The 24,488-nt window shown below is 40.0% G+C and carries 21 protein-coding genes; 11 read left to right on the top strand and 10 right to left on the bottom strand.

Annotated elements, in window-relative coordinates; genetic code table 11:
* Positions 1-38: 38 nt before the first annotated feature.
* The 5 genes from IHV77_RS06540 to htpX all read left to right on the top strand — a co-directional run bounded on the left by IHV77_RS06540 (position 39) and on the right by htpX (position 3,871).
* Positions 39-374 carry a DUF413 domain-containing protein gene (locus IHV77_RS06540; protein WP_194811201.1) on the top strand — a complete coding sequence of 112 codons (336 nt, stop codon included), beginning with the start codon at positions 39-41 and terminating at the stop codon, positions 372-374.
* 162 nt (positions 375-536) lie between these two features.
* Positions 537-1,628, top strand: a complete 1,092-nt coding sequence (gene trmA, locus IHV77_RS06535) for a tRNA (uridine(54)-C5)-methyltransferase TrmA (RefSeq protein WP_194813245.1) — start codon at positions 537-539, stop codon at positions 1,626-1,628.
* Positions 1,610-2,377: a class I SAM-dependent methyltransferase gene (locus tag IHV77_RS06530; RefSeq protein ID WP_194811200.1), complete on the top strand. Its 768-nt coding sequence runs from the start codon at positions 1,610-1,612 to the stop codon at positions 2,375-2,377. The genes trmA and IHV77_RS06530 overlap by 19 nt, the downstream gene beginning before the upstream one ends.
* Positions 2,377-2,811, top strand: a complete 435-nt coding sequence (locus IHV77_RS06525) for a SoxR reducing system RseC family protein (RefSeq protein ID WP_194811199.1) — start codon at positions 2,377-2,379, stop codon at positions 2,809-2,811. Before IHV77_RS06530 ends, IHV77_RS06525 begins: the two co-directional genes overlap by 1 nt.
* Before the next feature lie 190 nt (positions 2,812-3,001).
* Positions 3,002-3,871, top strand: a complete 870-nt coding sequence (gene htpX, locus IHV77_RS06520; RefSeq protein WP_194811198.1) for a protease HtpX — start codon at positions 3,002-3,004, stop codon at positions 3,869-3,871.
* Positions 3,872-4,045: 174 nt separating this feature from the next.
* On the opposite strand, the gene IHV77_RS06515 is transcribed toward htpX, so the two are convergent.
* On the bottom strand, positions 4,046-4,396 hold the full coding sequence (locus IHV77_RS06515; RefSeq protein WP_194811197.1) for a MerR family transcriptional regulator: 351 nt from the start codon (positions 4,394-4,396) through the stop codon (positions 4,046-4,048).
* 79 nt (positions 4,397-4,475) lie between these two features.
* On the opposite strand from IHV77_RS06515, the gene IHV77_RS06510 reads away from it, so the two are divergent.
* Complete coding sequence (locus IHV77_RS06510) at positions 4,476-4,859, top strand: carboxymuconolactone decarboxylase family protein (RefSeq protein WP_194811196.1); 384 nt, start codon at positions 4,476-4,478, stop codon at positions 4,857-4,859.
* A 67-nt stretch (positions 4,860-4,926) separates the two neighbouring features.
* Here IHV77_RS06510 and cpdB read toward each other — a convergent pair whose 3' ends face one another.
* The 4 genes from cpdB to pepE form a co-directional block, all read right to left on the bottom strand.
* On the bottom strand, positions 4,927-6,900 hold the full coding sequence (cpdB, locus tag IHV77_RS06505; protein WP_194813244.1) for a 2',3'-cyclic-nucleotide 2'-phosphodiesterase: 1,974 nt from the start codon (positions 6,898-6,900) through the stop codon (positions 4,927-4,929).
* A gap of 148 nt (positions 6,901-7,048) precedes the next feature.
* Positions 7,049-8,320, bottom strand: coding sequence for a M20 family metallo-hydrolase (locus tag IHV77_RS06500; protein WP_194811195.1), 1,272 nt, complete (start codon positions 8,318-8,320; stop codon positions 7,049-7,051).
* Between the two features lie 73 nt (positions 8,321-8,393).
* Positions 8,394-9,689, bottom strand: coding sequence for a C4-dicarboxylate transporter DcuC (gene dcuC / locus IHV77_RS06495; protein WP_194811194.1), 1,296 nt, complete (start codon positions 9,687-9,689; stop codon positions 8,394-8,396).
* Between the two features lie 16 nt (positions 9,690-9,705).
* Entirely contained in the window at positions 9,706-10,410 is a 705-nt protein-coding gene (gene pepE / locus IHV77_RS06490; protein ID WP_194811193.1) for a dipeptidase PepE, read from the bottom strand.
* 397 nt (positions 10,411-10,807) lie between these two features.
* On the opposite strand from pepE, the gene speFL reads away from it, so the two are divergent.
* The 3 genes from speFL to potE all read left to right on the top strand — a co-directional run bounded on the left by speFL (position 10,808) and on the right by potE (position 14,690).
* A complete protein-coding gene (gene speFL, locus IHV77_RS11985) occupies positions 10,808-10,924 on the top strand; it encodes a leader peptide SpeFL (RefSeq protein WP_194811192.1) in 117 nt (38 codons plus the stop codon).
* Between the two features lie 222 nt (positions 10,925-11,146).
* A complete protein-coding gene (gene speF, locus IHV77_RS06480; protein WP_194811191.1) occupies positions 11,147-13,309 on the top strand; it encodes an ornithine decarboxylase SpeF in 2,163 nt (720 codons plus the stop codon).
* A 61-nt stretch (positions 13,310-13,370) separates the two neighbouring features.
* The gene (potE, locus tag IHV77_RS06475; RefSeq protein ID WP_228549991.1) at positions 13,371-14,690 is read left to right on the top strand and encodes a putrescine-ornithine antiporter; all 1,320 of its coding nucleotides are present in this window, start codon (positions 13,371-13,373) and stop codon (positions 14,688-14,690) included.
* Positions 14,691-14,830: 140 nt separating this feature from the next.
* On the opposite strand, the gene IHV77_RS06470 is transcribed toward potE, so the two are convergent.
* From IHV77_RS06470 to IHV77_RS06455, 4 genes are all read right to left on the bottom strand, one after another.
* Entirely contained in the window at positions 14,831-17,317 is a 2,487-nt protein-coding gene (locus IHV77_RS06470) for a GIY-YIG nuclease family protein (RefSeq protein WP_194811190.1), read from the bottom strand.
* A gap of 251 nt (positions 17,318-17,568) precedes the next feature.
* Positions 17,569-18,579 carry an FRG domain-containing protein gene (locus IHV77_RS06465; RefSeq protein WP_194811189.1) on the bottom strand — a complete coding sequence of 337 codons (1,011 nt, stop codon included), beginning with the start codon at positions 18,577-18,579 and terminating at the stop codon, positions 17,569-17,571.
* The gene (locus tag IHV77_RS06460) at positions 18,572-20,092 is read right to left on the bottom strand and encodes an Eco57I restriction-modification methylase domain-containing protein (RefSeq protein ID WP_194811188.1); all 1,521 of its coding nucleotides are present in this window, start codon (positions 20,090-20,092) and stop codon (positions 18,572-18,574) included. The genes IHV77_RS06465 and IHV77_RS06460 overlap by 8 nt, the downstream gene beginning before the upstream one ends.
* Entirely contained in the window at positions 20,089-20,727 is a 639-nt protein-coding gene (locus IHV77_RS06455) for a DNA methyltransferase (protein WP_194811187.1), read from the bottom strand. The genes IHV77_RS06460 and IHV77_RS06455 overlap by 4 nt, the downstream gene beginning before the upstream one ends.
* Before the next feature lie 657 nt (positions 20,728-21,384).
* Here IHV77_RS06455 and IHV77_RS06450 point away from each other — a divergent pair.
* Both IHV77_RS06450 and IHV77_RS06445 read left to right on the top strand, forming a co-directional pair.
* On the top strand, positions 21,385-22,680 hold the full coding sequence (locus IHV77_RS06450) for a type II toxin-antitoxin system HipA family toxin (RefSeq protein WP_194813242.1): 1,296 nt from the start codon (positions 21,385-21,387) through the stop codon (positions 22,678-22,680).
* Positions 22,677-23,003, top strand: a complete 327-nt coding sequence (locus tag IHV77_RS06445) for a helix-turn-helix domain-containing protein (protein WP_194811186.1) — start codon at positions 22,677-22,679, stop codon at positions 23,001-23,003. The genes IHV77_RS06450 and IHV77_RS06445 overlap by 4 nt, the downstream gene beginning before the upstream one ends.
* 359 nt (positions 23,004-23,362) lie before the next feature.
* On the opposite strand, the gene IHV77_RS06440 is transcribed toward IHV77_RS06445, so the two are convergent.
* Complete coding sequence (locus IHV77_RS06440) at positions 23,363-24,082, bottom strand: lysine/arginine/ornithine ABC transporter substrate-binding protein (protein WP_194813241.1); 720 nt, start codon at positions 24,080-24,082, stop codon at positions 23,363-23,365.
* Between the last annotated feature and the right edge of the window lie 406 nt (positions 24,083-24,488).

Here is a 24,488-nt window from a genome sequence, read left to right as displayed (position 1 = left end):
TGCCCGCCGTTTTTAGTAAATGAAAAAGAGAGATGATCATGGCTGCAAGTTTCAGTGTTACCCGTCGTTTTTTTGACGACAAAAACTATCCGCGCGGATTTTCACGTCACGGTGATTACACCATTAAAGAATCACAAGTGCTTGAACAATACGGTCAAGCATTCAAAGCGTTAGACTTAGGCGAACGTGAACCCGTGACAAAAGAAGAAAAAGAATTTGCTGCTTTCTGTCGCGGTGAGCGGACACCGGAAACTTTCTTTGAAAAAACTTGGAATAAATACCGCACCCGAATCAACACCACCAAGCGCGTTTACACTTTATCAAGTGATGTGAGTGATGCAGCCTCCGGCGGTGAAGATTACTCCGGCGAATAAGAAAATGAGCAAGGCAGGCAAAAGTCTGCCTTTTGTTTTAATACGAAATGTAATTTTCACATGAGAATTTTCGTTATGTTTATAAGGGCGTATTACATACGCCCAATTTCGTAAGAGGATTTATCGGGGCGTATGCAATACGCCCTACATAATACAATCAAGATGCAACTACCCGTTTCCCAATACACAGAACTTCTTCAAAAAAAACAGGAAAAACTGACCGCACTTTTACAGCCGTTTAATGCGCCGAAAATTCAAGTTTTTGATTCTCCGGTCTCCCATTATCGTATGCGTGCGGAATTTCGTATTTGGCACGATCAAGATGATTTTTATCATATTATGTTCGATCAAACTACACGCCAACGCTATCGTGTAGATAGCTTTCCGATTGCAAGCCAACTCATTAATCGAATGATGAAAGCTCTACTCCCTCAGCTCAAAAAACAGGAGATTCTGTATAAAAAATTGTTCCAAATCGATTATCTCAGCACCTTAAGCAACAAAATCATTGTCAGCTTGCTCTATCACAAATCCCTTTCGGAAGAATGGCAAAAAGCGGCGCAAAACTTGAGAACGCAACTGCTCGAACAAGGCTTTGATGTACAACTTATCGGGCGGGCAGCCAAGCAAAAAATTTGCTTGGATAGAGATTATGTTGATGAAATTTTGCCGGTTGCAGGGCGTGATTATGTGTATCGACAAGTGGAAAACAGTTTTACGCAACCTAATGCCGTGGTGAATTGTAAAATGCTGGAATGGGCGATTGATTGTACCGGAAATAGCGAGGGCGATTTATTGGAGCTCTATTGCGGAAACGGCAATTTTTCTATCGCATTGGCGCAAAATTTCCGTAAAGTCTTAGCCACTGAAATTGCCAAACCTTCTGTGGCGGCGGCACAATTTAATATTTCTGAAAACGCGGTGGATAATTTACAAATTATCCGAATGTCAGCGGAAGAGTTTACCCAAGCTATCAATGGTGTGCGTAAATTTAATCGGCTGAAAGGCATTGATTTAACCGCTTACCGATGCAATACGATTTTTGTCGATCCACCACGTGCAGGGTTGGATCCAGAGACCGTAAATTTAGTGCAGAATTATGATCGTATTTTGTATATTTCCTGCAATCCCCATACATTGTGCGATAATTTAACGGAACTCACGAAAACCCACCGCATTGAAAAAGCGGCGTTGTTCGATCAATTCCCTTACACTGATCATATGGAAAGCGGCGTATGGCTGGTTCGCAAGTAAAAATTCGACTGATTTCAGAATCTACGGAAAAAACCTTGGCAGAATTGACCGCACTTTGCCTAGAGTTCGACATTGAATATGATGCTCAAAGCCCGCTTGCCTTAGTGCAAACGAACGAACGTTTAGAACTACGCAAACTTGATGAACCCAAACTTGGTGCGGTATATGTGGATTTTGTCGGCGGGGCGATGGCTCATCGTAGAAAATTCGGCGGCGGTCGGGGGGAAGCGGTGGCAAAAGCCGTGGGTATTAAAGGCAACGAATTACCCACAGTGATTGATGCCACTGCAGGGCTTGGGCGTGATGCATTCGTACTGGCAAGCCTCGGTTGCCAAGTTCGTTTGGTGGAGCGGCACCCCGTTGTGCATTTATTATTACAAGACGGCTTGAAACGAGCCTATCAAGATGAAGAAATCGGCACAATGTTGCAGCGGAATTTGCGTTTGTTGAAGATTCGTCATATTAATGAACTCAATCCACAAACGGATTATGCGGATGTGGTATATCTTGATCCGATGTATCCGCATAAGCAAAAATCCGCTTTGGTGAAAAAAGAAATGCGCGTATTTCAGCATTTGGTCGGTGCGGATTTAGACGCAAATGAATTGCTTGCCCCCGCACAACAATTAGCCGGAAAACGGGTTGTGGTGAAACGTCCCGACTATGCGGAATTTCTCTGTGGAAAACAACCGCACTTTAGTCGCGAAACGAAAAATCATCGCTTTGATATTTATATGGGAGAGGCTTGATGTTAAAAGAAAGTGCGGTCGTTATCGGTTATGAAAACGGTATGGCGAAAGTAAAATGTCAATCACAAAGTGCTTGCGGGCAATGTGCGGCAAAAAACAGCTGCGGTACATCCAGCCTTTCTGAACTCAATGGCAAACGCGGGGAGCATATTTTCAACATAGAAACGCTGATGCCGTTACGAGAAGGTCAAATAGTTGAGATCGGTTTGGAAGAAAAGTCTATGCTACTTTCCGCTTTGTTAATGTATATCGTTCCACTATTCACTTTACTTCTTTCAACATTGCTTTCCGATTATATCAGTGAAAATGAAATAATTCGTGCCGTATTAATTTTCCTTACCACAGCACTCGCTTTCCTTTTCGTAAAAAGCCATACGCGAAAATTAGGAAAACAAACGGAATTTCAGCTTGTTTTGTTACGGGTGTTATCTTAAAGCTCCGGTATTATAAGGCAAAAAGTACGCTGTTCAGTGAGTCGAATGTAATTTCCTGAAAAAATGTGAAAAAATCGTTAAATTTGTGGGAATGATAATAAAATCAAGCGGTCAAAACCTTGAAATTTTTCACCACGTCCTCACTTTTGGGGAAGTTTTTTGCAATCAATCTATTGGAGATTTCATATCAATGGCAAAACGTCTTGTCCTTTTTCTACTCACTAACTTAGCAATCACCTTCGTTTTAGGGATTGTATTGAACATTGTTTTCAACCTTACCGGTATTCAAGGCACAAGTACCGCAGGGATTTTAATGATGTCGATGGTGTTTGGCTTCGCCGGCTCATTGATTTCCCTATTTATGTCAAAATCAATGGCATTGCGCTCAGTCGGGGCTGAAGTGATTAACCTGCCTCGCAACCAAGCCGAGCAATGGCTGTTTGATACGGTGAAACACCAATCACAGCAAGCCGATATCCCAATGCCCGATATTGCGATTTACCACTCGGCAGATGTGAATGCTTTCGCCACGGGAGCAACGAAAAACAATTCGTTGGTCGCCGTCAGCACAGGCTTATTAAATAATATGACCGAAGAGGAAGCCGAAGCCGTCGTTGCTCACGAGATTGCTCATATTGCCAACGGGGATATGGTAACGATGACCTTATTACAAGGGGTACTCAATACTTTTGTGATTTTCCTTTCTCGAATGATCTCAACAGCCGTTGCCAGTTCTAAAGATCAAAACGGCAACTCCGGCACTAACACGCTTGTTTTCTGGGTGGTGGATATTGTGTTACAACTCGTCTTTGGCGTATTAGCCACAATGATTGCAATGTGGTTCTCCCGTCAGCGTGAATTTCGAGCGGATGCAGGTTCAGCCCAATTAGTCGGCAAAGAGAAAATGATTGCCGCGCTTCAACGTTTACAACGAGTACACGAACCACAACAAATGGAAGGTTCACTCGCCGCCTTTATGATCAATGGGGCAAGAACAAAAGAACTCTTTATGAGCCACCCACCACTTGAAAAACGCATCGAAGCATTAAGAAATTTATAATTTCCCTCTAAAAAGCGGTCAGATTTATCTAAAAGTCTGACCGCTTGCTTATTGGCTTACAGGAGAAACTTCTCCGTTTAACTATTGTTGGAAAATCTTGATTTATACTACTTTTATTTAATGAGCTGTCTATAATTTATACCACAAACGAAATTCCTCTACTTCTATCACAATTCATCCCATCATCTCTCGGTAAAATTTCAATTTCTTTTCCAAATAAATTTGGTGTTCTGCTAGTTTTTGCTGTTGTAATTGCAGTTTTTTCTGATGTTGAAGCAGTAATTCATAACGTTGAGGGATTGTACAGCTCCCTAAATGGCGCAACTGTGCATAGGCTTTAATTTGAGAAATTGATGCCCCCATTTCTTTCAATCGTAAAATAAAACCGACCCATTCAATATCCCTTTCACCATACATTCGATAGCCATTGACATCCCTCGACGGATTTAAAAGGTTTTCTTTCTCATAATAACGTAAAGTATCAATAGATAAACCGCACTTTTGGGAAAATTCTTTAATTTTCATAAAAAATCCTTGCATTGGAGTTTACTCCAGAATTTATTCTGCTTTTGCAATTTCACAAAACGAAAGTAAGGAGTAAATAATGTTAAATGAAGAATTGCAACAACGAGGTTTAAAAATGCTTAACCGTATTGACGGCAAACAGGGGGAGGCGGTAATGCGTGCATTGGAAAATATTGCACCCGACTTAGGGCAGTACATCATTGGTTTCGCCTTCGGTGAAATCTATCATCGCCCGCACTTAGACTTACAACAGCGCGAATTGATCACCTTAGCAGCCTTAGCCGCACAAGGGGGATGTGAAAAACAATTACGTGTTCATATTCACGCCGCATTAAATGTAGGATTAAGCCGTGAGCAAATAGTGGAAACCTTTATTCATTGCATTTGTTATCTTGGCTTTCCTAAAGTCCTCAATGCAATTTTTGTTGCGAAAGAGGTTTTTAATAATCAATGCAAAAATTGACCGCACTTATTGATTAAATTCCACAACTCGAAATTAAAAAGGTGGGAGACAGCCCACCTTATTTCTCTTACTTGGATAAGTCAATACGATACACCGCAAAACCTACTTCATCAATACCCACTTGTTTCATTGGATATTGCGCTTTTTCGGCGATAAATTTTGCCGCTTGCTCACTTGGGGAAGTTTCAAAACGGACATCTAATTTATCGTTGCCGATGATTGGCATAAAACGCCAGTTTTTATCCGCACTTGGGTTTACACTGCCTTCTTTTTCACTCGTTGCTTTGATGTAATCCGCTAAAATTTGGCGATTTTCATCCGGTGAAGCATACACGATATGCTGATCGCCCGTACCCGGGAATTTATTGCTATACGCACGGTAGTTATTGGTTGCGATTAAAAATTCCGCTTTTGGCTTAACCGGTTTACCTTGATAAGTGAGGTTCACAACTCGGTGTGCATTCGGGTTGATCAACTGACATTCACCATTATAACGAGCCGGTTGAGTCAGATCATATCCATAATTCACACCGTCAATCACATCAAAGTTATAGGTGCGGAAACCTTCCCAATCAAGTAAAGATTGCGGTTTATCGCTGGTTGGATCAATTTGCTTGAACATTCCCGCACTGCATTCCAGCCACTCTTTAAGCTGCTCACCCGTTACTTTTACCACCACGAGAGTATTCGGGTAAAGATATAAATCTGCCGCATTACGGAATGTCAATTCACCCTTATTCACTTCGGTGTAGCCTGCCGGATCATTTTTACGTCCTCCGGCTTTGAATGGTGCGCCCGCACTTAAAATCGGCAACCCAGCCATAGACGGCACGCTGGCTGCCACCTTCTCCACATACGACTTTTGTGCTTGGTTTACGATTTGAATGGTCGGATCATCTTGCACCAGTGCCAGATAGCTATACATATTATCGCTTGCCTCGCCGATCGGCTGCGCCACAAATTTACGTGTTGCTTCGTGAACAGGTTGTAAAAGTGCGGTCAATTCCGGATCATTTTTTACAAGAGATTTTTTGTTTTCCGCATCAAAAATCGGACGAAGTACCGCTTTGCCGGAAGTCACAATCCATTTGCCGTTGTGTTCGGTTAAACCTAAATCAATTACGCTGATATTATTCGCCCAGTAACCCGCCATACTTTCCGGTACACCTTTCACTGTGCCGTTTACAATATCCGCATTAGGAGATTTCGCAAATTCTTTGTGCGGGAATAAACGATGTGAATGACCGAAAATCACCGCATCAATATGCGGCACATCCGCCAAGTAGAAAGCCGAATTTTCCGCGCCCTCTTTATAAGGTTCATCGGAAGGACCAGTATGCGCTAAAGCAATCACAATATCCGCCCCTTTTTTCTTCATATCAGGAACATACTTTTGCGCTGTTTTCACGATATCCCGGCACTCCACTTTACCTTGCAAGTTCGCTTTATCCCATACCATAATTTGTGGCGGAACAAAGCCGATATAACCGATTTTCAATTTGTGCGTTTCGCCTTTGTTATCCACCACCTCTTTTTCTTGAATGATATAAGGCGTAAAGTAAGGCTCATCAGTACCCGGTTTCACTACATTCGCATTAATGATCGGAAATTTAGCCTGTTTCATTGCATCGTCTAAATAATCTAAACCGTAATTGAACTCGTGATTTCCAAGCGTGCCTACGTCATAATTCATAGCATTCAAACAATCCACCGCGGGGTTGGATTTACCTTCTTTATAACCCAACGCAGCTTGATAATCGGCAATCGGATTACCTTGAATTAAATCTCCGTTATCCACTAACACGCTATTTTTTACCTCGGAGCGAGCCTGACGAATTAAGGTCGCAGCACGAGTAAAGCCGAATTTATCGGTCTGTGTATCTTTATAGTAATCGAAATCCGTTAAAAAACTGTGAATATCGGTGGTGGCGATAATCCGTAAATCCACATCACTTTTTCCCTTTGCTACCGTCAAACGGCTTGCACTTAGCATAAAGATACCTGCAGCACCGATTTGAATAAAATGACGTCGTTTCATAATAAAATCCTCAGTTGGGTGAATTGGACCCTATTGTAAGAAAATGAAAAAAACTTTAAAAGAAGTGCGGTTAAATATTGTCGTAAATTTATTGCAACCGCTGATGATTGACAATATTCACATTTAAAACCGCTTTAAAATCCGGCATTATCTAAGCTAATAATCGTTGGAGTAATCCGGCATAAATGCTCACTCCTGTCAGTAATTGATTTTCATCAAAATCAAATTCGGCTTCATGATGTCCGGCGGTACGATCTGCACCAAGAATAAAATAGATGGCTTTACCACCGTGATCTTGCACTCGTCTGCCTAAAACCGTTGCATCTTCGCTCGCATTAAATGCATAATCAGTATTTACGCTATGAACCTGCGGCTGCTGTAAAGCGATTTCTTCAATAAGTTGCACAAGCTCTTCATCATTGTTCATATCCACTGCTTCACCAACAATTTCCGTTTCATAAGCAACATCAAAACTAATAGAAATCCCCTTAGCAATTTGCATCACTTGTTCAACCATATATTCGTTAATCGCTTTATTTTCACCACGCACTTCAAGCTGCAATTCCGCTTTTGCCGGAATTACGTTACGTCCCTCACCGGCTTTTAACACGCCTACATTAATACGTGTCATTCCTTCACCGTGACGCCCTATACCGTGCATTTGTGTGACGGCGTGTGCTGCAGCTAATAGCGCATTACGCCCTAAATGCGGCGCAGCACCGGCATGTGCCGGTTTACCGTGATAACGAATATCAATTTTAGTGGTAGAAAGAAAATTTCTCGGATTAGCAATTACCGTACCGGAATTAGCACAAAAGCTAATATGCGAGCCGGCAAAATAATCGGCATCATCAATGATACCGCTTGCCGCAATGGCTGCCGCCCCACGCACACCTTCTTCTGCAGGTTGAAAGACGATTTTTATTTTACCTGTAAGTTTGTCCTGATTCTGTGCAATCCAAAATGCCGTACCTAAACCAATAGCAATATGCGCATCATGGCCGCAAGCGTGCATAAAACCATCATTTAGAGAAGAAAATCCTTCTTTGTTAGGAATGTGATCCAATGCGCTCGTTTCACTAACATTTACGCAATCAATATCAAAACGCAAAGCAACGGTTTTGCCCGGTTTGCCGGAATCGAATACCGCAACACAGCCGGTGTAGCCGTCCATTTTATCAAGCCGTTTTTCGTTTATGCCATAAGCCTTTGCATTAGCCAAACCGGCATCGACCACGGTTTGTTTCCGCCCGCGAACAAAATCCGGGTTAATGATTTGTTTACCAAGTAAAATATCAAAACAACCTAAAGTTTCTAAATAATCCGCAATACGAGAGGTTGTCCAAAATTCACTCCAGCCGATTTCAGGAAAACGGTGAAATTCACGGCGCCATTGAATAAGTTGCTGTAGATCTAAGTTCATTTTTTCTTCCTTAAAAAGTTTGGTAAAAACAACCGCACTTTATTTAAAAAGTGCGGTGCGATTTTGAGTAGTTTTACAGCATAAATAATGCGAGGAATAAAACCGCAAGTACCATGCCCGGCGCGGTGCGTTTTACTATTTCAACCGGGCTAACCATGGCAAGACCGGCACACACTATCGTTACACCGGCAATAGGTGAGGTCGTGCGCCCTAATGCACCGGCAATCGCAGCTGCCATACCGAGGTTAACGTGAGTATAACCAAGCTCAATTGCGTGCGGTGTAACAGCACTATTAAATGCAATGGCAGCCGCATCACCCGATCCGGTGATCAATCCCATTAAAAAAGGCCCTATAGTCGCGCCCCAACGCACAAATTCGTTGGATTCCTTTAAAAATGAAATCGCAGCGTCCACTGCCCCCGTCGATTTTAAACCGGCGACAAATACACTGGCGGCAATAATAATGCCGAGTACGTTAGCGTAAGAATTGCCCATTCCGTTAAAAAATTCTTCAGTGATTTTTACCGGCGAAATTCGAGTGACGATAATGCCGTAAATAGCACCAATGAGCATTGCTTGCGGTACTCCCATTTTTGTCCATTCAAGCCCGGGGATTTCCTGTAAGGAAGTTCCGCCAATCACTAAAATCACTAGCGGTAATAAAGGGGCGAGAGCATAAAGAATATTTACACCTTGAACGGTTTGAGTTTCGCTTTCTTTTTGTTCTGCAAGATAAGCCTCTCGGTGTGCTTTGCCATAATCTTTGAAGGCAAGGGCTAAAATCGTCAATACCATCGCACCGATAGCACCGGCAATCATATTGTAAGGTGCGTGAGAAAGATTGACTTGCGTAATGGTTAACCCTGACATTTCACTGATCATTGCAGAATGGGAAGAGCCGGGGCTCATCATTGATCCGAAAGTGCCGGCTAAGATTGCCGCTCCGGCAGTGGCTGGGCGAACACCGGCACTTTTTAACACCGGAATCAAGGTTGCCCCTACCGCAGCTGCACAACCTGCCGCAGAGGGGATTGCAATATTAATGAAAAAGGTAATTATGGTGGCAATAGGAATTAAGAAAAATTTTAATCCGCTTAACGGTTTAGTCAACAAATGCACTAAATGGGTATCACACCGGGTGTATTTCATTACATAAGCAAACCCCATACTGGAACAAATCGCCATAATCAAGCCGCTTGATGTCATACTTTTGGCGAAAGCATCAAGTGCTCCCATTGGGTTTAGCGTTAAAATTGACATCAATAAACCAATGCCGATTAATACGGTTCGCGTTTCCGCTTTTTTTATCAAAAAATAAATTGTGGCAAGAATACCGATGACCGCCACAGCAGATTTAAATAATTCCATAAAATATTCCTTTAGGTTAATAAGAAAAAGTCGTATTCACAGCAAAGGTCTCACACTGCATACCTTTACTAAAACGCAGAATAGGAGCTTCCCCCAACACCGTAGCTGACGAGCCTTGAATGTGCAATGCCGTACCTTCCGGAAGCGCATATACAAGTGCGGTCGGATTAACCAGTAAAAATTCAGCCAAACGTTCTTCACGGCTTTCGCCATTATGTCCTTGCATTTTGCCGGAAATGAAATGCGGATTGATTTGATGAGGGAATAATTGCAATGCGGAAAAGGAAGGCGGATAGGTGATTGGCATATCGTTAGTCGTCATAATGGATGACCCTGCTACATTTGCTCCGGCACTCCAACCAAAATATGGCGTACCGTTATTGACTTTTTCTTGAATCACTTCAATCAAATGATGTTCATAAAGTTGCTTCAACAAGCAAAACGTATTGCCACCGCCAATCGCAATCACATCGGCTTGCTCAATAATATCGCGATGTTGCTTGCCGCGATGAACGGAAATAATTTCCATACCGAGCTCCGCCAATGCATTTTTAACCGTTTTTTCATACTCATCGTAAGTACGACTCACTCCGGCATAAGGCACAAAGGCAATTTTCTTACCATGATAATCTGCCAAAAATTGTTTTAATAAAGGGAGTGTATGTGCTAAATAGCTACTTTCCTTATATTTTGAACTACTAAGTAATAATATATTTTTCATATTTTTATCTCCTTTTAAGTTATGGTTTATGACCATTATACTTAGAGAAAATGAAAATAGATATAAAAAATCATTTAAATAAAAACAAAAATAAGAAAATTTAATGTTAAATAAATGTTAAAAATAAAATAAGTTTAATTTTATTTTGACAGAGATCACATTTTTAAATATTTATTATTGATTCCATTTTTAGGAAGGCGCAGAATATCGGCAGTAGTAAATTTGTTGGATTGTATAGATATAAGGAGGGTTCTATGCAAGTACATACATACATACATACATACATACATACATACATACATACATACATACATACATACATACATACATACATACATACATACATACAAGAATTGTACGCCTTTTGACGTTTAATCCAATAAAAGGGCGTTCCTTAATGGCGCACATTCGCCGAACAAGACATATCATGATGCCATCGCATCGTTCATGTTTTTCCTATTCTGTTTTTGCATCTCAAAATAAGCCATCCTTTTTTACTCTCTGGATAGTCTAACACTGTTCAGAGAGCGCTTAGCTTTAAATAAAAAATATAACCTTAAAAAAGTTATTGCTTTAACCTTAGGGCTGATAAATTCATTTTAAATCAATAAGAATAAATCATTAATATTTTTATATTAGTGACATATCCCCTTGTTATTTAAAAAACAAAGTCATGCATTATTTTTTAATAATGTTACGGTTCTTTTTTTCTCAAAAAACAAATAAGGAGTTAATTATGCCTAATTTAAAAATTGCATATAGTCCGGCTGTAACTAAATATTTCTTTACTGAAAGAAATATGGTGGAAATAACACAAACAGATTTCACTGATGTTGGCGCTATTGTGTTAAGTTCAACTGATGTTGCTCAGTTTATTGAATCAATTAAAGCAACGGAATTTAATATTCCTGTTTTTGTGGTTCAAACGAACCAACAGCCGCTTTCAACTGAATTTTATAATTCGGTTTATCATATCCAAGATTTTAATGGCTATGACATTCAACTTTATAGTCGCCAAATTGAAACCGCAGCCAGACTTTACGAAGAAAAAATGCTTCCTCCTTTCTTCAAAATGCTTAGCGAATACGTGGAAATGGGGAATATTGCTTTCGATTGTCCGGGACATCAAGGCGGTCAATATTTCCGTAAACACCCGGCAGGTCGTTTCCTTTATGACTTCTACGGAGAAAATATTTTCCGTTCGGACATTTGTAATGCCGATGTGAAATTGGGCGATTTACTCATTCACGAAGGCGCGGCTTGCGATGCGCAAAAACACGCGGCACAAGTATTTAATGCGGACAAAACTTATTTTGTATTAAACGGTACGTCATCAGCAAATAAAGTGGCATTAAATGCTATTTTAGCACCGGGTGATCTTGTTTTATTCGATCGTAATAATCACAAATCGAATCACCACGGTGCGTTAGTTCAAGCCGGTGCGACACCTATTTATCTTGAAACCGCACGTAATCCGTTCGGGTTTATCGGTGGTATTGATAACCATTGTTTTGAAGAAAGCTATTTAAGAGCGTTAATCAAAGAAACCGCACCTGAAAGCGCAGATAAAAAACGCCCGTTCCGTTTGGCGGTCATTCAATTGGGAACTTACGACGGTACGATCTATAACGCACGTCAAGTCGTGGATAAGATCGGTCATCTTTGTGATTACATTCTATTTGACTCCGCTTGGGTAGGTTACGAACAATTCATTCCAATGATGAAAGATTGTTCTCCTCTTTTGTTGGAACTAAATGAAAACGACCCTGGTATTATCGTGACACAATCCGTTCACAAACAACAAGCCGGTTTCTCACAAGCTTCTCAAATTCACAAAAAAGATAAACATATCAAAGGTCAAAGCCGCTATGTTAACCATAAACGCTTTAACAATGCCTTTATGCTGCACGCATCAACCAGTCCGTTCTACCCATTATTTGCAACACTTGATGTGAACGCAAAAATTCAAGGTAGCGCTGCCGGTCGCCGTTTATGGCATGACTGTGTAAAAGTGGGGATCGAAGCCCGTAAACTTGTTTTGAATAATTGCGAACTTATTCGTCCGTTTATTCCAACAACAATAAAAGGTAAAAAATGGCAAGATTACGATACTGAAGAAATCGCTACGAATCTTGAATTTTTCAAATTCCACCCAACCGACACATGGCATAAATTTGAAGGTTATGAAGACGAGCAATACTTCGTTGATCCTTGCAAATTCTTGCTAACCACACCGGGTATTAGCTTAGAAACAGGCGAATATGAGTCTTTCGGTATTCCTGCCACCATCTTAGCCAACTATTTGCGTGAAAACGGTATTATTCCGGAAAAATGCGATTTGAACTCTATCCTATTTTTGTTAACGCCTGCTGAAACCTTAACAAAAATGCAAACCTTAGTCGCCCAAATCGCATTGTTTGAGAAACATATCAAACAAAACTCCCTATTACAAGACGTATTACCAACGGTTTACCAAAATAACGAAGAACGTTACAGAGGTTATACCATTCGCCAATTATGTCAGGAAATGCACGATCTTTATGTAAGCCGTAATGTAAAACAATTACAAAAAGATTTATTCCGTAAAGCAACCTTACCTGAATACGCAATGAACCCTCGCGATGCCAATATCGAATTAATTCGTAACAATGTGGAATTAGTTTCATTAACGGACATTGTGGGCAGAATTGCGGCTGAAGGCGCACTTCCTTATCCTCCCGGCGTTTTATGTGTAGTACCGGGGGAAAGATGGAGTACTACCGCTCAACAATATTTCTTAGCGCTAGAAGAAGGGATTAATACTCTGCCGGGCTTCGCACCGGAAATCCAAGGGGTCTATTTACAAAAAGATCCTGACGGACGCATCCGTGCATACGGTTATGTATTAAATGAACATTAATAGCTAAAAAAGTGCGGTCGTTTTTCTACGAGAATTTTGACCGCACGCTGAGGAATAAATTATGACTACAAAAAGTAATAAAATCGGTGTGGTACAACTTACCATTCTCACTATGGTTAATATGATGGGCTCAGGCATAATCATGTTACCGACAAAATTAGCGGAAATCGGCACTATTTCCGTTATATCTTGGTTAGTTACCGCAGTCGGTTCTACCGCACTTGCTTACGCTTTTGCGCAATGCGGTATGTTTAGCAAAAAATCCGGTGGAATGGGCGGGTATGCCGAATATTCTTTCGGTAAAGCCGGTAATTTTATGGCCAACTACACATACGGTGTTTCTTTGGTTATTGCCAATACGGCGATTGCAATTTCTGCCGTAGGTTACGGTTCGGAACTATTCGGCGCAACGCTTTCACCTTTATCCATCGCATTATGGACTATCTTTACATTATGGCTTGCTACCGTCCTTAACTTTGGTGGAGCAAGAATCACGGGGAATATAAGCTCATTCACGATTTGGGGCGTGATTATTCCTGTTGTAGGGATTTGTATCGTAGGTTGGTATTGGTTCGACGGATCACTCTATATTAACTCTTGGAACCCTCACAATGTACCAACCTTTGAAGCGATCGGCGTCTCCATTTCTATGACCTTATGGGCGTTCTTAGGGTTAGAATCGGCCTGTGCAAACTCAGATGCCGTTGAAAACCCGGAGAAAAACGTACCAATCGCGGTCTTGGGCGGAACACTAGGCGCTGCAGTTATTTATATTGTATCAACCAACGTCATTGCAGGTATCGTACCAAATATGGATCTTGCGCAATCTACCGCACCGTTCGGTTTGGCTTTTGCTCATATGTTTAATGAAACCGTCGGTAAAGTCATTATGGGATTAATGGTAATGTCTTGCTTCGGTTCTTTATTAGGCTGGCAATTTACCATTGCACAAGTATTCAAATCTTCTGCGGAAGAGGGCTACTTCCCTGCATTCTTCAAAAAAGTGACAAGCAAAGACGCACCGATTGTTGGTATGATAACCATCACAGCGATTCAAACCTTATTGTCTTTAACGACAATCAGCCCATCGTTAAACAAACAATTTAACATATTGGTCGATTTAGCGGTTGTGACTAATGTTATCCCATATCTACTTTCAATGGCCGCTTTAGCTGTTCTACTAAAAGCAGAACAGGTTCCTACCAAAAAATACAAAACAACCGTATTCGTTGCATTTATCGGCTCAATATACAGCATATATGCTCTTTACGCCGCCGGTGAACAGGCTATGTTATATGGTTCCATCGCCACCTTTATCGGTTGGACATTGTATGGGGTTGTTTCCTATAAATTTGATCTTCATAAATCCATTAAAGAATAATTTTCTCTTATTCCATTCGCCCACATTATTGTGGGCTTTTTTGTTTAATAGTTACTATGTCGTTAATTGAATGTCCTTTTAACGCAGAATTTAATCGTTTTTAATCTATAATTCCCTAACTTTATTTTGCTTATAATTCTTTACCATTCTATTACTGTACTATATAGCCCCATTTTTTTAGGACGTATTGAATATTGCAAACTACTGTCTTCATAGCGTTTGAATTTATACACCGCATCATTCATCAAACTTTCATTAAATACATTCAAATTAACCAGTAACTCGAAATCTTTTTGGGTTAAACCCGTAACCTTATAGAACAATCGGGGTTCTAGTTGAGTAATCACATCACGCAAACAATGCTCCCGATAATCAGTCAGATACATAAACACCGGAATACGTGTCGCAAATTTAATCAGCTTTTCCTGCACCTGTTTACGCAGCGATTTATACTCTTTTTCTTCCGCACTTAGCTCTTTTTTCTCTTTGTCGGTTAGATCTTCACCTTTCTCTTTTTTCGCTTTTTTCACCGCTTCCGATTTATTAATAATGGTTTCAATATCCTGATTTAATGAACGAAATCCCTCAATGTTCATTAACGCTTTCATCGCCTTTTCATCGCCCATTAAGCGTTTTAGCGTATCGTTATCCACATTTACCAGTAAGGCACTTTCCCAACGGCGTGCCAGTAACGTGGCGGTTGTCCCACTCATTGCAATATCCAACACACCTGCCGCATCAATTTGTTTCATTGAACTGCCGTCATAGGCTAACACAGGCAAGAAATGGATAAACTCCGCCACTTTCTGTTCCGGATTGGAATGCTCCGTATCCAGCCGACAACTGTAATCGGCAATTTGTCGCAAGGCTCGGTCGGGGGCAAAATCAAACACATAGCATTGTTGTTTCAAAATCTCTTCATTATTGGGATCTGAATCATCATAGCCTCGCAATACCCAAGGGGTTTGCACACGGAAGGCAGCCTGAAAATAGGTTTCAGGGCTGTTGGCATTGCGTAACATTAAAATCCCCGTCCAAGGCGGCACGGAAACACCGGTGGTCAATTTGCCGCAAGAAAGGGTAATGCTTTTGGTCGCAAGCGGGTTATTTGTCATTGCATTTTGCACGGGTGGCAACGCTGCCAAACCAATCCCCACCTCACTGCCCGCTGCCACGATAATTTGATATTGATGAAAAAACTGATTTTGTTTTTCCGCCAACAAATTTCGCATTGCATAACAGCTTGCCACATTCGGCAAAAACCAAAAAGTGTGCAATAAACAGCCCAATAAATTCACATCAGAAAAAGGCATCGGCGGTTTTTTCGCCCCCATTTTCAACGTATCAACCGTTAATTCAGGCAATTTATTTTGAATAAAATCCAACCATTTTTGCACTTCGTTTTTATAGGTAAACACAGCCTGTTCGCCCTGCCCTTTTGCCTCAAAAAACAGGTTTAGATCAAATTCATTAAACTCGCCTTTGCGTGCTACGTCTTTAATCGAATCAGGGAGCTGATAGGTCATCATCACCATTTTCGGCAAAGATAAATAAGGATTTTTACCCTGCTCTACCCGCCACTCAGCTTTGGCTTTTTGTTCATCCGAATACGTCCAGTTAAAAATCTGTTCCTCAATAAATTCCCCAGAGGTGATGGCACGAAACGGTGTGCCTGAAAGGTAGAGATAATGGTGAGTCGTAATCGGCAACAACTCTTCGTCAAACTCTTTTAATTCGGCACTTTCAGAAAAATTCCGCTCTTTTTTGTCTTCTTCACCATCAAATAAATCTTTGGCATTTTCCCGCCACGCCCCATAATGATATTCATCAAAAATCACACAATCCCAATTTGTGGTATGCACCCACTCATTTTTGGGCTTAATTGCACCTGATTTGGTTTTACCCAAATAATCTTGGAACGAACCGAAACACACAAGCGGTCGATTTCCTTCAATTTTTTGCAAATCGCTCTCTTTTGCCACAAATTGCCAGCCTTCAAAATCTCGATGATTAAGCAAATCTGTCTGCCACGCATCTTGCACTGCCGGTTTAAAGGTTAAAATCAGGATTTTCTTCCACCCCATTGCTTTTGCTAATTGATATGCTGCAAAGGTTTTTCCAAACCGCATTTTGGCATTCCATAAAAAGCGGGGGGCTTTGCCCTGATTGAGCCGTTCACCTTTAAAACTTTCAAAATAGGCTTGTGTTTTCGCCACCGCCCGAGCTTGTTCGGGACGCATTGCAAAATTCAGCGTACGTTTTTCCCTGTTTTTCACGCCTGTTTTCACCTCAATTAACGCCGCTTTTAAGGTTGCCAAATCGCATTCAAACCACTCACCGTTAATCTGCCGAACGCCTTGCTTTTTCAGCACTTTATGCACATCAAAATCTTTAAACAGCGAGCCATTCTCCCGAATTGCCACCTCTTCCAGTTCAATTTTCCACGTTTGCTCCGGACGCTTGGTAGAATATTGCTCCCGCACCCGCTCCGCCGCCGTTCGGGTGGTGTAACCGATTTTCAAGCAATTCGGAAAAGTGCGGTCGGAATAGGCGTAGATTTTCGGTTTATTGAGGGTATCAAATGCCCATTTGTCAGATTGGGGCGAAGTTTGGGTTGGTTCGGTCATCGTGTTTCTCTCTGTGAATGTTGTGGATTGGGTTGTAAAAATATGGGAAAAATTACCGCTTGTTATGTATTTCCCTGATCTTTCGTAGGGACGCCACGCTGGCGTCCGTCTTGAAAATATCAATAATATCAATGGGATAACCATTGCGGACGCCAGCGTGGCGTACCTACCCATTACATTATTTTAAATCCGTAGGTTATGCGGATTGTTTTATAAAAAATATGGGGAAATTTACCACTTATTATTGGTAATTATTTATATTTATCCATAATATCATTCGCCTGTGAATCTAATTCGGGGAATAATTCTTGGTGGCTAATGCCAAAGGATTTTAGTTCTTTTAAAATTTTATCCTTAAAATCTTTATCAACTAATAGTTTATCTTTATCATTTATTTTTCTTATCCAATCAGGATTAACTTCAACATGTTTTGCTTTTTCTTCATTTATACCAAATAAAAGAAAAGCACCTTGCTGTCTCATTATTCTAGGATTGTTTTCTTTTGCTTTTACTGCGACTATTTTATGTAGCTTTTCTGGTTCTATATTTGGACTAAAACTAGGCTTTTCACGTCTAGTATAATTTAACAACTCTATAACTTCAGGCTGTTGGTTAAATTTTTCTATAAATGATTTATCCTCTATTGATTTTTTACCTATTTCTAAAAACTTAGTATAAGTTTCTGGTATTGATTTACCTGCTTTAATTAAGGATTGACGTTTATCTTCCATTTCTGATTCGTACATTACTTTTTCGCAAATCGCATACAACCTTGCTTCATCTTCACATTTTTTGATATTAAAATCTTTTTTCATTAAACTTAAATTACTTAAAATAGATACTAGATCACTATCACTATATTTAATTTCAGAATTAGGAATATCTAAAATTATAATTTCACCATCTTTATCAGCATTTGCCACACTTTGTTTTTTATGCTCTGCAATAGAAAAATAAAGAGCAACCAGTACATTACTACTTATATCTAATAAACGAGTTTTATAGTCATAATGCTGCAACTTAGTTAATTTCTCAAATAGGGTTTCGTACGGTAAAAAACTACTTGAACATCTTGTAAAAGCTTCTTTAATAATTTTATCTTCACTCCCAATAAGATTAGAGCGATAAATGCTCGGTACTAAAATATAACTTTCATCAGAATGCCCACGAAAAAATCTTGTATAGCCTTCTTTTGGCTCTCCTAACTCTTTTAATTTATTTGATAGATCTGCAATAGAACAAATTTTTTCAGTATTACACATTTTCGATCTCCATAGGTCGCACCATTTTTTCAATAAATTCAATTTCATTTTGTGTTAATCCATATTTTTGATAAAGTTCTTCATCACTCCAGGATTTAGAAAAATCCTGTATTGGTACAAATTCATAAACACCTCTCATAGCATCTTGCGTATTCTTTTTTAAACCTAATATAAAATGAAAAAACTTAGTATTTACATAACTTATAACATTTTCGCATATTGATTTATCTTCAAACGGTCCTATAACCAAATAAGTTTGAGTGCATACAGAATTAGGCTCTGAATAAATAGCATTTATCCTATCTGTTTTTGTATTTCCTGAACCAATAGCTTTTGGAAAAAATATTTTATGTTTATCTATCCATTGTTGATTTTTTACAACCCTATCCTTAGTTATATAACCAACATATTGATTTCCATATATTTTTATAGCTCCATTAAATTTCATCTTAGAATACTCTTTAAACGAACTTAATAAACCAAAAGGTGTTTGAACACTTATAAGATCAGAAAATGATTTTTCTTTAACAGCCCTAATTTTTCTAAAAATATCTATACCCTCATTATCCCTTATAAATACATTAACCCCTTCCTCTCTTAAAGGTCTGATCATTTTTGATGTTAATACACCTTTATCATAAGTACTAATAAGACAATCTCCTTGATAATCCTTTTCCCAAAGAAAATAATTCACACCACCTTTAACTTCTACACCCGGAAAACAATCCGCTGCATTAGGAAAATCGTGAATTTCTTTAATGCGTTTGTCATTCAGCATTTCATCACGAAATTCGTCCAATCCCCTTCCACCAGCAAACCAACGCGATGGAACAATCATTATTAAATAATTTGGTTTGAGTTTTTTCGCTTGTTGAATAAATTTATGGTATATAGGAATAGCAAAACTTTTATTTTCTATTCCAACGTTTAATTGATACGGCGGATTACCGATAATGACATCAAATTGCATATTTTCTAATCCTAGTTGTTGTCTGGCTTGCGAATGAATAAAGCCATAGGCGTGGTTTTCCATTGTTAAGCGGTCGTAAACGTCTTGGCTTGCACCACATTCCGTACATTTTCCGCCCTCCCAACTATGCTCACTTTGAGGTTTGAAAATATTGCCCTCTTCATCATTAAATTCATGGCAAATGGAATTTTCACCATTGGCTTTTTTGGAGCAATAGAGGCTACGGCGGGAAATTAAGGCGGTCAGTTCGGTAATCGCAATACCGTAAAGTTGTTGGGTGTAAATATGGTCTAACCGTGCTTGTAAATCAGGGATTTGCGTTTTTAAGCCATCAATTAACCGCTTGGCGATTTCCCGCAAAAACACGCCCGATTTACACACAGGGTCAAGAAATTTGGCGTTGGGGTTCGTCCACAAATCCTCAGGCAATCGATCCAACATTTGATTGACCATTTCCGGTGGCGTAAAGACCTCATCATTGGATAAATTCGCCAAACAATTTAAAACATCAGGGTTGTAGTTGAGTTGGGATAAATCGGTCATTTGCCTAGCTCCTTACCGAGTGCCAAAAAATGAATAGGGGGATAGTCGCAGATAGGTTCGGGAATAAAGGCTTGTTCGCCCTCATCGGAAAAGAGGGGGAGATCGCTTAGGTTCTCCACCAAATCACGGTACACAAAATCCCGCCGTTTGATTTCATTACCAAAGGGCATTTTCCATTCGCTAAAAATAATCGGCTGCCCATTACCGGTTTTAAGGGAAAGGGCATCGCCACAGAGAATGTTTCGGCTTAAAATAAATTCAACCGTGCGGATACAGTCGGTTTTGTAAGTATTAGGGAAAAGTGTTTGATAATGCTGAACGAAACAATCCAGCAACCGCTGACGGCAGGTAGCGACGTTGTCGGCTAATAGCTCAATGCCGTATAAACTACCAACGGCAATGACAGCATAGCGTTCATAATCAAATTGAAGTTTTTTGTATTTGTGCGAAAGAGCGGTCAATTTTCGGTTTAAAATCGCCACCAGAAAATTGCCCGTGCCACAAGCAGGCTCTAAGAAAGTTTTATCGGGATTGGTCGTTTGGTGTTTCACCAAATCGAGCATTGCATTAACTTCTCGCTCGTTGGTGTAAACTTCGCCGAAATCGGCAACCCGTCGTTTGGATTTAATTTGCATTGGGCTGCCCTCCTGTTTGGAGACACCCTTTGCAATCAGAGAAAGGAAAGATTAGGCTAGGCGTGCGTGCGTGCGTGCGTGCGTGCGTGCGTGCGTGCGTGCGTGCGTGCGTGCGTGCGTGCGTGCGTGCGTGCGTGCGTGCGTGCGTGCGTGCGTGCGTGCGTGCGTGCGTGCGTGCGTGTTCATCATTATTAATTGTACCGTTTTGTTGTCAATAAATTACGGGCAAGATTATAAATTTTAATGAAAAATCAATCAATAATTCAAAAGCGGATTAAGAAAGCAAATATTTCGATATATTACTTCATCAAAATTCTACCAAAAAACAAACCGCACTTTGATCTTTAACCTCAAAGTGCGGTCACAAAATCTTTAGATTTTGAACGTTGGCTTGCCAACGGTGCCGTAAGGCATAACAATCGCTCAAAGCGATTGTGTATAATTTTCACTGCGTTTTTTAACTTACTTTTTCATCTATTTGTCATGGATTTTTTGGTATTCACCATCCGTCTTGCTCGCCAATATTTTTTGCGGTAGCTAAAATAGGCTTACCCAAATGTCGGTGGTCAAATTTTATGATAATTTTTGAAAAAATTGTTTGATATATCTTTCAAATGGTGCTAAAAAAGGACAATTTTGTTTGATATATCTAACAATATGAATAATCTCACACTTCAAATTTTTTCAGAATCGCAATGGGTTGATGTAGCTATTTTAAGGTTTGACACCGATTATAAATTAATAGATATCCAGTACGAAAATGATTACGTACTCCGTTTTTTTGACGAAGCAGGCTCTAGTGCTATTTCGATAAACTATCCTGTTGATTTTTTTATCGAACGTCATTTAGATTGGCATACATTCTTAGATGATATTGTTCCGGCAGGAGCAAGTCGCCGCTATTGGCTAGAAGCACTAGCTATTCAGGATTTATCAAGTCATCAGCAAAATTATCTTTTGTTAAAGCATGGAGCTATTTCACCGATTGGAAATTTGCGAATTAAAGAGGCACTGCCACCTGAAATAGAGAAGCGTGATTTTCCCTTAGAAGCGGTGTTAAATCGGCAGAGTGATTTCCTTGAATATGCTCATCAAAGCGGGGCAATAGTCGGAGGTGCTACGGGAGCGGGTGGCGAAGCCCCTAAATTATTGCTACGGCGAAAAGCTCAACAGGTATGGATTGATAATTTACAAACAGGGCAGGAAAACGATGATTACTATCTCGTAAAATTCCCTCGAGGGAAACGGACGCCACTTGATTGTGATATTTTACGGGCAGAATTTTACTATTATCAAGAAATCGCCTCAATGGGGTTTTCAACAATAGATACTCACAAAATGCAATTAGAAGAAGGCGATCGCTACCCTTCTTTATGGCTTCCCCGCTTTGATAGCGTGCAAAAAAATGAAAAAACAGACCGCTTGGCGGTAGAATCGGTTTATTCAATGCTTCAAAAGCGTGGGGGGGAATTAGATCAAGAAAAAACGGTTCGTCAGTTGATTCAAAAAATGGTGTTATCCGGTTTAGTGATGCCGGATATTGAGGCTTTTATTACAGAATGGCTTAAGCGAGATTTATTGAATATTGCTTTTGGAAATAGTGATAATCACGGACGAAATACGTCCTTTTTAAGAAACGAAACCCATATTTGGCTTGCTCCAATTTATGATTTTGCGCCAATGCGAGCTGACCCGGATGGAATTATCCGCACAATGACGTGGGGGAGAAAATGGGAGCAAGCAGGGGAATATGACTTTGAAGGGATTTGCGAACTTTTTGCGGATCTTGCCTCCCCTGAAATCTTATTCCGATCGCTACAACAATTAGCTTTGGATTTAGTGGATTTAAAAGCTCGTCTCACCAAACGTGGAGTTCCGCAAGCTATTTTAACTTTCCCTGCCATAGGTTTTGATTATTTACCCGAAAAATTACAACGGTGGAAACTGTTATGACGGCACGGAAAAAAGGGCAAAAAGCACAGCCTATTGAACGCACAAAAATGCGAAATGCTATTTTAAAACAGCTCTTGCAAGGGAAAATTACCCAAGGGCAAGCGTTGCGGAAATTACGGGTAGAGGTGCTGGGCATTAGCCAAGAACGCTATTGCCAACTGGTGAAAGTTTCACGTCTTACCCTCTCAGAGATTGAAAATGATAAAGGCAATTACAGTGTAGAGACACTAAACCAAATCTTTCGTCCGATGGGACTTGAGATGGGAGTTATCCCGATTCATAAGCCACTGTTGTCAGAATTGCTAACAAGCGGTGAAATTTGAACGCCTATTTTACAAAAATTCTGTATTATGTATCAGGTGCACAAAGGGAATTTTATCTTCGAGGTTTCTTAGGGTTGGGTGTCGTTAGACGAAGCCGTAACGCACCCTACGATGATTTGTGCAACTGCAACATAATAGCGCAAAAATAAAATCAAAAATTAGGTCGCTTACCTGTCCCCTTTGCGATTTAAGAAATCAACTTTACCAAATTTCTACTAAAAACAAACCGCACTTTGATCTTTAGCCTCAAAATGCGGTCACAAAATCTTTAGATTTTAAACGTTGGCTTGCCAACGGTGCCGTAAGGCATAACAATCGCTCAAAGCGATTGTGTATAATTTTCAAAGCGTTTTTTTAACTTACTTTTTCATCCATTTATCATAGATTTTTTGGTATTCACCGTTTTCTTTAATAATTTTCAGCCCTTGGTTTAACCGTTCTTGCAGTGCTTTGTTCGATTTATGTAGGGCGATGCCGACACCGCTTCCGAAATATTTTGCATTCATTACTTTCTCACCCACAAATTCAAGATTGGGTTCTTTTGCAATAATATCCGCCAACAATGCTGTATCACTTAACACAATATCAATCCGACCGTTTTGTAAATCTAAAACGGCATCTTGTAAATTTACATAAGATTTCGGTGTGTATTGGGGCGTTTCCGTCACCGTATATTGTTGGAAAGTAGAGCCGTTTTGCACGCCGATATTTTTTGCGGTAGTTAGATTTCCCTTTCCTTTTAATGCTATGTAGCTTGCGGAGCTGTCATAGTAAGGATCGCTAAATAAAACCTGTTTTTCACGTGCCGGCGTAATATCAATTGCCGACATTGCCGCATCAAAACGTTTTGCTTTTAGACTTGGAATTAAAGCATCAAAAGGTTGGGTTTTGAAATGGCAAGTCGCTTGAATTTCCTTACAGATCGCCTGTGCAATATCAATATCAAATCCCACAAGCTCACCTTTTTCGGTTGTCGCTTCAAACGGCGGATAACTTGGTTCAGTACCAAAAGTTAATTCTTCGGCATTTGCAGCCATTCCCATACCGATTAAAATTCCGAGTAAAAGTTGTTTTTTCATCATCTGTTCTCCTGTGTTTGCATATCTGACCTCTGTTTTGCGGTATTATGTTGCAGTTGCACAAATCGTCGTAGAGAGACATTAGGCGAAGCCGTAACACACCGTAATGAAATTATTGATGAATTGATCGAAAGGTGCGTTACGCTTATGGCTAACGCACCCTCTCCAGATAAACATTGGATATAAATTTCTCTTCGTGCAACTGCTACACAACACCATAAATCTGAATATATATTATTAATTTTTGAATTAATATGCAATATTTATTCACAAATTCCTGTTCCGTTATACCATCGTAAAGGTAAATAATACACTCTGATTACGCACTTCATTCAAAAATTTTGTGATCATTATCTCAAATTTGAAAATTAGTGGTTGTATTTCCGTTTATGTCTCTATTATCCTT

This window comes from Rodentibacter haemolyticus (assembly GCF_015356115.1).
In the GTDB taxonomy this organism is placed as follows: Bacteria; Pseudomonadota; Gammaproteobacteria; order Enterobacterales; family Pasteurellaceae; genus Rodentibacter; species Rodentibacter haemolyticus.
The sequence above is the reverse complement of the archived record's forward strand: the minus strand, read 5'-3'. Positions and strand labels throughout refer to the sequence as shown.

Coding starts and splice junctions, on each gene's coding strand:
- IHV77_RS06540 (WP_194811201.1), top strand. CDS start 39: ATGGCTGCAAGTTTCAGTGTTACCCGTCGTTTTTTTGACGACAAAAAC.
- trmA (WP_194813245.1), top strand. CDS start 537: ATGCAACTACCCGTTTCCCAATACACAGAACTTCTTCAAAAAAAACAG.
- IHV77_RS06530 (WP_194811200.1), top strand. CDS start 1,610: ATGGCTGGTTCGCAAGTAAAAATTCGACTGATTTCAGAATCTACGGAA.
- IHV77_RS06525 (WP_194811199.1), top strand. CDS start 2,377: ATGTTAAAAGAAAGTGCGGTCGTTATCGGTTATGAAAACGGTATGGCG.
- htpX (WP_194811198.1), top strand. CDS start 3,002: ATGGCAAAACGTCTTGTCCTTTTTCTACTCACTAACTTAGCAATCACC.
- IHV77_RS06515 (WP_194811197.1), bottom strand. CDS start 4,396: ATGAAAATTAAAGAATTTTCCCAAAAGTGCGGTTTATCTATTGATACT.
- IHV77_RS06510 (WP_194811196.1), top strand. CDS start 4,476: ATGTTAAATGAAGAATTGCAACAACGAGGTTTAAAAATGCTTAACCGT.
- IHV77_RS06500 (WP_194811195.1), bottom strand. CDS start 8,320: ATGAACTTAGATCTACAGCAACTTATTCAATGGCGCCGTGAATTTCAC.
- dcuC (WP_194811194.1), bottom strand. CDS start 9,689: ATGGAATTATTTAAATCTGCTGTGGCGGTCATCGGTATTCTTGCCACA.
- pepE (WP_194811193.1), bottom strand. CDS start 10,410: ATGAAAAATATATTATTACTTAGTAGTTCAAAATATAAGGAAAGTAGC.
- speFL (WP_194811192.1), top strand. CDS start 10,808: ATGGCGCACATTCGCCGAACAAGACATATCATGATGCCATCGCATCGT.
- speF (WP_194811191.1), top strand. CDS start 11,147: ATGCCTAATTTAAAAATTGCATATAGTCCGGCTGTAACTAAATATTTC.
- potE (WP_228549991.1), top strand. CDS start 13,371: ATGACTACAAAAAGTAATAAAATCGGTGTGGTACAACTTACCATTCTC.
- IHV77_RS06470 (WP_194811190.1), bottom strand. CDS start 17,317: ATGACCGAACCAACCCAAACTTCGCCCCAATCTGACAAATGGGCATTT.
- IHV77_RS06465 (WP_194811189.1), bottom strand. CDS start 18,579: ATGTGTAATACTGAAAAAATTTGTTCTATTGCAGATCTATCAAATAAA.
- IHV77_RS06460 (WP_194811188.1), bottom strand. CDS start 20,092: ATGACCGATTTATCCCAACTCAACTACAACCCTGATGTTTTAAATTGT.
- IHV77_RS06455 (WP_194811187.1), bottom strand. CDS start 20,727: ATGCAAATTAAATCCAAACGACGGGTTGCCGATTTCGGCGAAGTTTAC.
- IHV77_RS06450 (WP_194813242.1), top strand. CDS start 21,385: ATGAATAATCTCACACTTCAAATTTTTTCAGAATCGCAATGGGTTGAT.
- IHV77_RS06445 (WP_194811186.1), top strand. CDS start 22,677: ATGACGGCACGGAAAAAAGGGCAAAAAGCACAGCCTATTGAACGCACA.
- IHV77_RS06440 (WP_194813241.1), bottom strand. CDS start 24,082: ATGAAAAAACAACTTTTACTCGGAATTTTAATCGGTATGGGAATGGCT.